This window comes from bacterium, from assembly GCA_035945995.1.
Lineage (GTDB): Bacteria > Sysuimicrobiota > Sysuimicrobiia > Sysuimicrobiales > Segetimicrobiaceae > DASSJF01.
On record DASYZR010000139.1, the window covers coordinates 26061 to 35922 of the forward strand.

At 70.2% G+C, this 9862-nt stretch carries 9 protein-coding genes; 5 read left to right on the forward strand and 4 right to left on the reverse strand.

Annotated features, from left to right (window positions below):
- Positions 1–50: 50 nt before the first annotated feature.
- Together VGZ23_15830 and VGZ23_15835 are read left to right on the forward strand one after the other, a co-directional pair.
- Positions 51–842 (forward strand): SDR family oxidoreductase, encoded by a 792-nt coding sequence (locus VGZ23_15830; GenBank protein ID HEV2359062.1) that lies wholly within the window; start codon positions 51–53, stop codon positions 840–842.
- An 11-nt stretch (positions 843–853) separates the two neighbouring features.
- Complete coding sequence (locus VGZ23_15835) at positions 854–1432, forward strand: NADPH-dependent FMN reductase (protein ID HEV2359063.1); 579 nt, start codon at positions 854–856, stop codon at positions 1430–1432.
- Between the two features lie 17 nt (positions 1433–1449).
- Here VGZ23_15835 and VGZ23_15840 read toward each other — a convergent pair whose 3' ends face one another.
- Entirely contained in the window at positions 1450–2760 is a 1311-nt protein-coding gene (locus VGZ23_15840) for a diguanylate cyclase (protein HEV2359064.1), read from the reverse strand.
- 259 nt (positions 2761–3019) lie between these two features.
- On the opposite strand from VGZ23_15840, the gene VGZ23_15845 reads away from it, so the two are divergent.
- Complete coding sequence (locus tag VGZ23_15845; GenBank protein ID HEV2359065.1) at positions 3020–5332, forward strand: xanthine dehydrogenase family protein molybdopterin-binding subunit; 2313 nt, start codon at positions 3020–3022, stop codon at positions 5330–5332.
- 79 nt (positions 5333–5411) lie between these two features.
- On the opposite strand, the gene VGZ23_15850 is transcribed toward VGZ23_15845, so the two are convergent.
- The 3 genes from VGZ23_15850 to VGZ23_15860 are packed head-to-tail and all read right to left on the reverse strand — an operon-like array spanning position 5412 to position 7190.
- The gene (locus VGZ23_15850) at positions 5412–6479 is read right to left on the reverse strand and encodes a quinone-dependent dihydroorotate dehydrogenase (GenBank protein ID HEV2359066.1); all 1068 of its coding nucleotides are present in this window, start codon (positions 6477–6479) and stop codon (positions 5412–5414) included.
- Positions 6476–6952, reverse strand: a complete 477-nt coding sequence (locus tag VGZ23_15855) for a hypothetical protein (protein ID HEV2359067.1) — start codon at positions 6950–6952, stop codon at positions 6476–6478. The genes VGZ23_15850 and VGZ23_15855 overlap by 4 nt, the downstream gene beginning before the upstream one ends.
- Positions 6942–7190 (reverse strand): AbrB/MazE/SpoVT family DNA-binding domain-containing protein, encoded by a 249-nt coding sequence (locus tag VGZ23_15860; GenBank protein HEV2359068.1) that lies wholly within the window; start codon positions 7188–7190, stop codon positions 6942–6944. The genes VGZ23_15855 and VGZ23_15860 overlap by 11 nt, the downstream gene beginning before the upstream one ends.
- A gap of 161 nt (positions 7191–7351) precedes the next feature.
- Between VGZ23_15860 and VGZ23_15865 the strand changes: the two genes are divergently transcribed.
- The gene (locus VGZ23_15865) at positions 7352–9631 is read left to right on the forward strand and encodes a DEAD/DEAH box helicase (GenBank protein ID HEV2359069.1); all 2280 of its coding nucleotides are present in this window, start codon (positions 7352–7354) and stop codon (positions 9629–9631) included.
- Positions 9618–9862: hypothetical protein (locus VGZ23_15870; GenBank protein ID HEV2359070.1), on the forward strand; the 245-nt coding region annotated here is incomplete at its 3' end. The genes VGZ23_15865 and VGZ23_15870, both read left to right, overlap by 14 nt.

Sequence of the window (9862 nt, forward strand, 5' to 3'; positions counted from 1 at the left end):
ATGGTCTCGACACTGGCTATGCCCACCTTGACAGAGAAGGAGGACCATCCATGCAGATCGATTTGTCGGGACGCGTGGCCGTCGTGTCGGGAGCGAGCGCCGGCATCGGCCGGGCGATTGCCCACGGATTCGCCGGCGCGGGGGCCGACGTGGTCATCGGCAGCCGGCGCGAAGACGCGATCGGCCGCGCGGCCGACGAGATCTCCGGCGCCACAGGCCGGACGGCGGTGCCTGTCGTCGCCGACGTCGCAGCGCCCGCGGGCGTGGACCGGCTGCTCGAGGCGGCACGGGGGCGCTTCGGGCGGCTCGACATCCTCGTCGCCAACGCCGGCGGCCCCCCGGCGGGCTCCGGCCTGACCCTCACCGACGCGCAGTGGGAGCAGGCCTTCAACCAGAACCTCATGAGCGCGGTCCGGCTGATCCGCGGCGCGGTGCCGCTCATGCGGGAGAACCACTGGGGCCGGATCCTCACCGTCATTACGTCCGGCGTCAAAGTCCCGATCCCGCAGCTTGTCCTGAGCAACGTCTTTCGCTCGGGCGTCGTGGCGTTCACGAAGACGGTCTCGCTCGAGCTCGCGCCGCACAACATTCTCGTCAACAACCTGGCGCCCGGGCGGATCGACACCGACCGCGTCCGCTGGCTGGACGGCGCCCGGGCCAAGGAGACCGGGCGGCCGGTGGAGGCCGTCGTCAAGGAAAGCGTGGCGACGATTCCTCTCGGCCGCTACGGGGAACCGCACGAGTTTGCGGCGATGGCCGTGTTCCTGGCCTCTGAGGCCGCGAGTTACATCACCGGGCAAACGATCTGCATCGACGGTGGGCAAACGCGCTCAATGATGTAGCGGCCGGCCCGATGCCCGAGCCGTTCTCCGTCGTCGCGTTCGCGGGCAGCCTGCGCCGCGCATCGTACAACCGGGCCCTGGCCGCGGCGGTGCGCGACCTCGCCCCGCGCTCCCTCGCCGTCACGGTGCACGAGATCGACGGGATCCCGCTCTACAACATGGATCTCGAGCGCGCCGCCTTTCCCGCCGCGGTGACCCGGCTCAAGGACGCGCTCCGCGCCGCAGACGGCACGATCATCGTGACGCCCGAGCACAATTTCTCCCTCTCCGGCGTGTTGAAGAATACGATCGACTGGATCAGCCGGCCGTCGGGCGATGCGCCTCTCGGAGGCAAGCCGATCGGGATCATGGGCGCCACGAGCGGAGTGACGGGGACGGCGCGCGCGCAGATGCACCTGCGCACCATCCTCGTCAACCTCAACGCCGTCGTCATGCCGCAGCCCGCGGTGCTCATCGCGCGGGCGCAGGACAAATTCGATGCCGGCGGCGGGCTCACGGACGAAGAGACCCGGGAACGTGTGCGGACGTTTCTCGACGCGTTTGCCCGGTGGATCGCGCTGATCGGCCGGAAAAACCTCCCGGAGGGCTGAGCGGCCCCGTCTGGGGCTCAGGCCTCGTCCGGGCGGTCGAGGAGCGCCGCCAGCCGGCGGCCGAGCGGCCGGTTCACCGCGTCGAGCACCGCCTTGCACGCCGCGACCGGCAGCTCGCGCGCCGCGGCCCCGCCGATGTAGCGATTGTGCTCGCCGCCGGGACGCCGGGACGCCACGACCGCGACCACGAGCTGGTACGACGGCGCGAGCGAGTCGAGGATATCTTCGATCGCATAGACGTCGGCCTCGCCGAGGATTCCGTGCAGCGCCCGCAGCGTGGCGTCCGCCACGAGCAACCCCACCGGGCGCGCAGGCTCCGGGGCCGCGTCTGTGGCCTCGCCGGCCACTTCACGGGATCCCAGACGCAGCCGCACGACGGCGGTCCTCCCCTCGGCGGGCCCGACGCGCACGTCCACCAGCCGCACGCGCGCCTCCGGGAGGGGCGTATCCTGCGGCTGCCACGCCGCGCGGCGGGCCGCCGCGGCGGCCGAGGCCTTGGCGAACGTGGAGGCGCGGCTCGCCAGCGCGAGCAGGTCGTCCACGGTCGCAGGGGCGTGGTTCGGCTCTCGCTCCTCGTGACGCCGGCCGCCGGCGTACCCGACGCTCACCGTCACCGGGCGGCCGGCCTCACCGACCGGCACGACCACGACGTCCTCGATGCGCGACGCGAGCGCCCGCGCCTCCTCCTCGCTGCGGATGGTCGCAATGGCAAATTCGTCCCCGCCGTACCGGCAGAGCAAGTCCGTCGTCGGATCGATGCACCGCTGCATGAGCTCGGCGACCGCGTGGAGGACGGAGTCGCCGATCACATGCCCGAACGTCTTGTTGACCTCGCGGAAATTGTCGAGATCGGCAAACAACACGGCGACCTCACGCCCGCGGGCGAGCGCATCCGCCGCCCACAGCCGCAGCGCCGTCGCCCAGGGAAGTCCTGTCAGCGGATCGGTCTGCTGGTGGATCGCACGCAGCACGGCGGTGAGCTCGAGTTGCCCGATGACGCGGCCGCCCTGGAGGACAGGAAGCACGTCGAGCCCCTGGGAGGTGAGCAGCGCATGCGCCTGCAGGAGCGGAAGCTCGGAGGTGGCCGGGACGATGCCGCGTGTCATGACGTCCGTGACACGCCGGAAGGGCAGGGCGTCGAGGAGGTCCACGGCCGAAAGGACGCCGACCAGGCCGCCTGCGTCGAGGACGGGCGCTACCGGCACCCGATGGGCGCGGAATGCGGCGCTCGCCTTCGCCGCATTGTCGGTGGCCGACAGGACGAGGGGAGCCGGCGTCATGACGTCGGCGACGCGGCCGAGGCCGCCATCCATGGTCACCGATGTCACGGACTTTCGCTCTGGCAAATCGCGCTCCTTTTGGCAGTGTGTGATGCGCACGTTACAATCTACGGGGGATTTTGCCCATTCTTCTGGTGATTCTCCACAATCTCTCTGAGGAATCTGCAGGCAAGGTGCAGACAGAAACCTAAGGTACAGACAGAAAATCTGTGCGCAGATAACGGAAAACTCCGGGGGAAGGGTGTCGCAATCGACCGGTCGAAGGCGTCAAGGTCGGCAATACACCCCCCAGGTCAGGCGGTGACGCGTGGCGGTTTCACGGTACGTCGGTGCGCGAGTGCGACGGATCGAAGATCCGAAGCTCATCCGCGGCGAAGGCCAATTCCTCGACGATCTCACGCTCCCGGGCATGTTGCACGCGGCGTTCGTCCGCACGCCGCACGCCCACGCCCGCGTGGTCCGGATCGACCTCACCGCGGCCCGCGCGCTGGCGGGCGTGGCCGGCGCGTTTGCCGCCGCGGACCTAGGCGAGAGTCAGAAGCCGCTGCCGGTGCTCCTGGTCGATGAGATGCGGAGCGTGGTGCACATGCCGCTCGCCGAACGGGAGGTGCACTACGCCGGCCAGCCGGTCGCGGTGGTCGTAGCCGACGATCCATATGTCGCGCACGACGCCGCGGAACGGGTGGCGGTCGAGTACGCGCCGCTTCCCGCCGTCGTCGATCTGGAGCGCGCGGCGGCCGGCGCGCCCTTCGTCCACGAGTCCCTCGGCACGAACGTCGCCTACCGGCAGGTGCTCGACGAGGGCGACGTCGACGCGGCCTTTACCGGCGCCCCCGTCGTCGTGCGGCGGCGGATGGTCAACCAACGCCTCGCCCCGGTCTCGCTCGAGCCCCGGGGGACCATGGCCATGCACGACGGCAGCATGGGACAGGGCATTCTCACGGTATGGACGTCCACGCAGGAAGCGCACGCGATCCGCGACGGCATCGGCCAGACGCTGGGGCTCGAGACCCGGCGGATCCGCGTCATCACGCCGGACGTCGGCGGCGGTTTCGGGGCAAAGCTCAACATCTACCCCGAAGACGTCGTCGTCGCCCATCTCGCCCGGCGGCTCGGCCGGCCTGTGAAGTGGGTGGAGACGCGCCGGGAGAATATGCTGACGACCACGCACGGCCGCGCGCAGGTGGCCGACCTGGAAGTGGCGGCCGAGCGCGACGGCCGGCTGCGCGGGCTGCGCCTGCGCGTGCTGGCCGACCTCGGCGGCGAGCTGCTCTACCTCACGCCGATTATCCCGACGCTGACGCCGCTGATGAGCCAGGGCCCGTATCAGATTCCGGCCATCCGGTGCGAACTGCTCGCGTTGTACACCACGACCTGTCCCACCGGCGCCTACCGCGGCGCCGGCCGTCCCGAAGCCACGTACTATCTCGAACGCGCGATGGATCTCGTCGCCCGCGAAGCCGGCCTCGACCCGGCCGACGTGCGTCGGCGCAACTTCATTCCGCCGTCGGCGTTCCCCTACAAGACGCTCACGGGCGCGACATATGATTCGGGGGACTACGCGAAGCCCCTCGACGAAGTGCTGCGGCTCTCAGGCTACCGCGATCTTCGCCGGCGCCAGGAGGAGGCACGGCGCGCCGGTCGCCTGCTCGGGATCGGGGTGAGCAGCTACGTCGAGATCTGCGGCTTCGGCCCCTGGGAGCTGGGCACCGTCCGTATGAACCCCGACGCCACGGTGACGGTCATCACCGGAACGTCGCCGCACGGCCAGGGCGACGCGACGGGTTTTGCGCAGATCGCCGCCGACGCGCTCGGCATCTCGCCCGATGAGGTGACGGTCGTGCACGGCGACACGCTCATGGTACAGTACGGCGGCGGAACGAGCGGCAGCCGCAGCATGTCGCTCGGCGGCTCGGCGGTGTATCTCGCGTCGCTCGAGGTGCGGCAACAGATCCTCGGCATCGCGGGCAACATGCTCGAGGCGGCGACGTCCGACCTGGTGCTCGAGGACGGCGGGGTGGCCGTCCGCGGCGCGCCGGGCCGCGGCGTGGCGTTGGCCGAGGTCGCCAAGGCCGCGTACGCGGGCAGGCGTCTGCCCGAGGGCCAGAGCCCGGGGCTTGAGGCGACGAGCCGGTTCAAGTCCCAGGGCACGACGTTTCCGTTCGGCAGCCACGTGTGCGTGGTGGACGTCGATCCCGAGACCGGCAGCGTGCGCTTCGAACGATACGTGTGCGTGGACGATTGCGGACGCGTGATCAATCCCCTCCTCGTCGACGGACAGATCCACGGCGGGGTCGGCCAGGGCGCGGCCCAGGCGCTGCTGGAAGCCGCCGTCTACGGCGAAGACGGTCAGATGCTGACGGGGGCGCTGTCGGAGTACGCGGTGCCGAAGGCGCATCACCTGCCGCGCGTGGAGCGGGGGACGTCCGTCACGCCGACGCCCCGGAACCCGCTCGGCGCGAAAGGGATCGGCGAGGCGGCCACGATCGGCTCGACGCCGTGCGTCGTGAACGCGGTCCTGGACGCGCTGGCGCACCTTGGGATCCATCACCTCGACATGCCGCTCACGCCCGAGCGGGTGCAGACGGCCATCCGGCAGGCAGGTGCCGCGAAGCCGTAACGCTCACACGCCGACGACGTGAAAGCCGTGGGCCTTGGCACCCAGCGCGAGTGCCGTATCATGGGTGGCCATCGTCAGGTCAACGCGCGACGCCGACCGCCTCGGCAATGGTATTGAGCCCATCGCGGTTCAGGCGAGCCAGCAGGCCGCCGGCCAGCCGGCGCGGGAGGGCCGGACCGCCGTAGACAAATCCGGTGTAGAGTTCGACCAGGCTGGCGCCGGCTTGGATCATTCGATACGCGTCGTCCGCCGTGAAGATTCCGCCGACCCCGATGATCGGGAGGCGGCCCGCCGTGAGCCGGTGGAGCCGGCCGACAATCCGCACCGCCTGGGCGAAGAGCGGCCGGCCGCTCAGGCCCCCGGCTTCCTCCCAGGCCGCGCTCGCAAGCCCGTCGCGCCTGAGCGTGGTGTTCGTGGCCACGATGCCGTGCGCGCGATCGCTGATCGCCTCGACGACCACGTCCAGTTCGGCGTCCGTGAGATCAGGGGCGATCTTCACGAAGAGCGGCTTCTCGCCGAGGGCGCGGTTGCGCGCCGAGAGCGCCTCGAGGAGCGGCACGATGGCGTCCCGCGTCTGCAACTGCCGCAATCCCGGCGTGTTGGGCGACGAGACGTTGACGACGACGAAGTCGGCGTGCGGCTGCAGCCGGTCGAACGAGTATACGTAATCATCGACCGCCCGCTCGTTTGATGCGGCGCCGCTGCGGCCGATGTTCACCGCGAGCGGGATGGGGTAGGGCCGCCCGCGGCGGAGCCTCGCGAGCCGCACCTCCATGGCGTCGGCGCCCGGTGAATTGAAGCCGAGCCGGTTGATCAGGGCCTGGTCGTCGGGCAGTCGGAATACGCGGGGCCGGGGATTCCCAGGCTGGGCGAGCCCGGTGACCGTTCCCACTTCCGCGAACCCGAAGCCCAAGGCCGGCCACGCCCACAACGCTCTCGCCGCCTTGTCGAACCCAGCGGCCAGGCCCACCGGAACCGGAAACCGGAGACCTGCCACGATCATGGCGAGCCGTGGATCCGGGGCGGACCGCCGGGACGCCCGGGCCAGCACCGGCTCCACCGCGCCAAGGCACGTCAGCGCGAGGTCGTGACTCAGTTCCGGATCGAGTCGAAACAGAAGGGCACGCACGAACGCGCGGTAGATCACGTCGCCGGTGTGAGCCAGGCCCGCGCGGCGGCCGCTGAGTCCAGGCGCGTCAGGTTGGCCAGGAGATCGAACCCAGCATCAAAGCTGACGACCGCGCGATATCCGAGCTCGTCGGCGGCGACACCGAGCATCGCATCATGGAAGTCCAGCGCGCCGGCCGTTTCCCGCATCACCGCCACACAGCGGCCGAACCATCGGGGCACGTGCGGATACAGCCACGTCACGGCCTCAGGCGGGACCGCGCCGAGGAGCCGGTCCGTCAATTGGGGAAAGGCGTCGGCCTGACCCCGCTCCCGGCATCGGCGGCCAAGTGCCGTCAGCACCTCGTCGATCACGCAGTCCGGGGTAATCGTCAATACTCGCCGTTCCCGCAAGACTTCGTGCACGCGTGCGGCCTCCTGGTGCCAGACGTCCCGCTGATCGAACAAGGCGACGAGATAGTTGGAATCCAGACACACAGGCTCACCGGTCATATCGGGCCGCATCGGCAACGGCGTCGCCGCCGAGAGCGGCGGTGCCGACGACCGCGTCGAACCGGCCGGCGCCGACCGGCACCGCCACCGCATGCCCTTGTACCGCAGGTTCGAGCACAACCTGACGCCCCTCGACGGTGACCCGTAGCAGATCCCCCTCACGCAACGCGAGCCTCTCTCGGACCGACGCCGGCAGCGTAATTTGTCCCTTGCGCTTCAGGCGGACGACCTGGTCCATAGCGATCCTCCGGTCGGAAAGTCATGCTTATCAAACAGTGATACTATCATAAATTCCTCAATCAGGTCACCGATCATCCGAAATCGCCGAAGGAGGTCTCCCGGTTCACGGCGAACGCCAGTTCGCGTATATACATGTAAACTCGTCGCGGGAGCCGGAGCATGACGCTGGACCAAATCATCGAGGCGCTGCACACCCGCCCGCGGTTCGCGCCGCAGTTCACCGCCTGGCACACCATTCCGGAGCGGCCGGCCGAATTCGCGCCGTTTCCCCCCGGCCTCGACGCGCGGCTCTTGGCCTCACTCGGCCGCACCGGCATCCGGGAGCTCTACTCGCATCAGGCCGAGGCGTACCGCCTCGTCCGGGGCGGAGCCGACGTGGTGGTCGTCACCCCGACCGCGTCCGGCAAGACCCTCTGCTACAACCTCCCGGTGCTCGATACCGTGCTGCGTGAGCCCGAGGCGCGCGCGCTGTACCTGTTTCCGACCAAGGCGCTCGGCGCGGACCAGGTCGATGAACTGCAGACGGTCACCGGGGCTCTGGGCGCCGACGTGCGCGCCTTCACGTACGACGGCGACACCCCGGCCGACGCGCGGCGCACGATCCGGACCGCGGGCCACGTCGTCGTCACCAACCCGGACATGCTGCACACCGCGATCCTGCCGCACCACACCAAGTGGCTGCGCCTGTTCGAGAACCTACGCTACGTCGTGCTCGACGAGCTGCACCACTACCGCGGCGTGTTCGGCTCGCATCTCGCGAACGTGCTGCGGCGTCTCGCGCGGATCTGCCGCTTCTACGGCAGCGCGCCGCAGTTCATCTGCTGCTCGGCGACGATCGGGAACCCCCGCGAACACGCCGAGCGGCTGACCGGCCGGCCGATGGCGGTGATCGATCGAAACGGCGCGCCGTCCGGCGAGCGCGTGATCGGCCTCTACAATCCGCCGGTGGTCAATGAGCATCTCGGCATCCGCGCGGACGCCGTCCGGGAATCGGTCGCCCTGGCCGGCGAGCTGTTGGGCGGCCGGATTCAAACGATCTTCTTTGCGCGGTCGCGGCTCGCGGCGGAACTCCTGACCACGTACCTGCGCGCGGCCGCCGAGCGGCGGGCGCTGCCGCCGGACGCCATCTGCGGGTACCGGGCCGGCTACCTGCCGTCGGAACGGCGCCGCATCGAAGCCGGCCTGCGCAGCGGGACCGTCCGCGCGGTCGCCGCAACGAACGCGCTCGAGCTCGGCATCGACATCGGCCAGCTGAGCGCCGCGGTGCTCGTCGGTTATCCGGGCACGATCGCCAGCACGTGGCAGCAGATGGGACGGGCGGGCCGGCGCCGCGAGCGCGCGCTGGCCGTCCTGGTGGCGACCAGCGCGGCGCTGGATCAGTTCATCGTGCGGCATCCCGACTACGTGCTGCGGCAGGGCGCGGAGGAAGCCCGCACCAATCCCGACAACCTGCTCGTCCTGGCCAGCCACCTGAAGTGCGCGGCGTTCGAGCTGCCGCTGCGGGACGGCGAGACCTTCGGGCCGAGCACGCTGCCCGAGATTCTGACCTATCTCGAAGAGGCGCGCGTGCTCCACCACGAGGAGGACGCCTGGCACTACGTGGCCGAGGCGTACCCGGCCCAGGAGGTGAGCCTGCGGAGCGCGAGCCAGGAGAACGTCGTGATTATCGATACGACGGACCCGCGGCCGCGCGTGATCGGCGAGATCGATCTCGCCTCGGCCCCGGCGTTCGTGCACGAGGACGCGATCTACCTGCACCTGGGACAGCAGTATCACGTGGACCGGCTGGATTGGGACGAGCGCAAGGCCTACGTCCGGCGCGTCGAGGTCGACTACTACACGGATGCGCAGATCGCCACCGATCTGCGCGTGCTGGCGGAGTTCGCGCGCGTGGAGGACGCGGCGCACGGCGAGGTCACCGTCACCTTCCGGCCGACGATCTTCAAGAAGCTCACGCTCTCGACGCACGAGAACGTCGGCTTCGGGACCATCCATCTGCCGGAGACGACGCTCCACACCACCGCGGCGTGGTGGGTGTTCCCGCGGGCGCGCGCCGCCGATCTCGACCCCGTCTTCCGCGGGGCGAACGGGAACGACGCGCTGCAGGGCGCGCTGCTCGGCGCCGCCCACGCCCTCCACAATCTGGCGCCGCTCTACCTCATGTGCGATCCGCGCGATCTCGGGGCGCTCGCGGAGATTCGATCGCCGCATACCGGTGAGCCGACGGTGACGGTCTACGAACAGGTGCCGGGCGGCGTCGGACAGGCCGAACGGCTCTACGCCCTGCGGCACGAGCTCCTACAGGCCGCCGCGGCGCTCGTCGAGGGCTGTGCCTGCGAGGCCGGCTGTCCCTCGTGCGTCGGCCCGGTCCTCGCGATCGGCCCGGACGCGAAGCGCCGGACGCTCCGGCTGCTGCGGCACGTCTGTGTCCCTGCCTGAGACCTCCGCCGCGGAGAGCCTTCGGGACCGGCTCCGGCGATACGGCGCCGGATTCACGCGCACGGCGCATCCGGCGCCCACCCGCCACGGAGTTGAGCCTCCGACGGCACGGGCGGGGGACCCCGCGACAGACGGAGCCCGCCCCGCGACAGACGGGGTCGAGGTCGTCCGCGCGCGCTACGCCTTCGCCCACCGCCACGGATCCGTGGATCTCGGCGCGAGCCTGGAGTG

What these genes read in the sequence shown, in the direction of transcription:
- VGZ23_15835 (HEV2359063.1), top strand. Translation starts at nt 854, where the DNA reads ATGCCCGAGCCGTTCTCCGTCGTCGCGTTCGCGGGCAGCCTGCGCCGC.
- VGZ23_15860 (HEV2359068.1), bottom strand. Translation starts at nt 7,190, where the DNA reads ATGGACCAGGTCGTCCGCCTGAAGCGCAAGGGACAAATTACGCTGCCG.
- VGZ23_15855 (HEV2359067.1), bottom strand. Translation starts at nt 6,952, where the DNA reads ATGACCGGTGAGCCTGTGTGTCTGGATTCCAACTATCTCGTCGCCTTG.
- VGZ23_15830 (HEV2359062.1), top strand. Translation starts at nt 51, where the DNA reads ATGCAGATCGATTTGTCGGGACGCGTGGCCGTCGTGTCGGGAGCGAGC.
- VGZ23_15865 (HEV2359069.1), top strand. Translation starts at nt 7,352, where the DNA reads ATGACGCTGGACCAAATCATCGAGGCGCTGCACACCCGCCCGCGGTTC.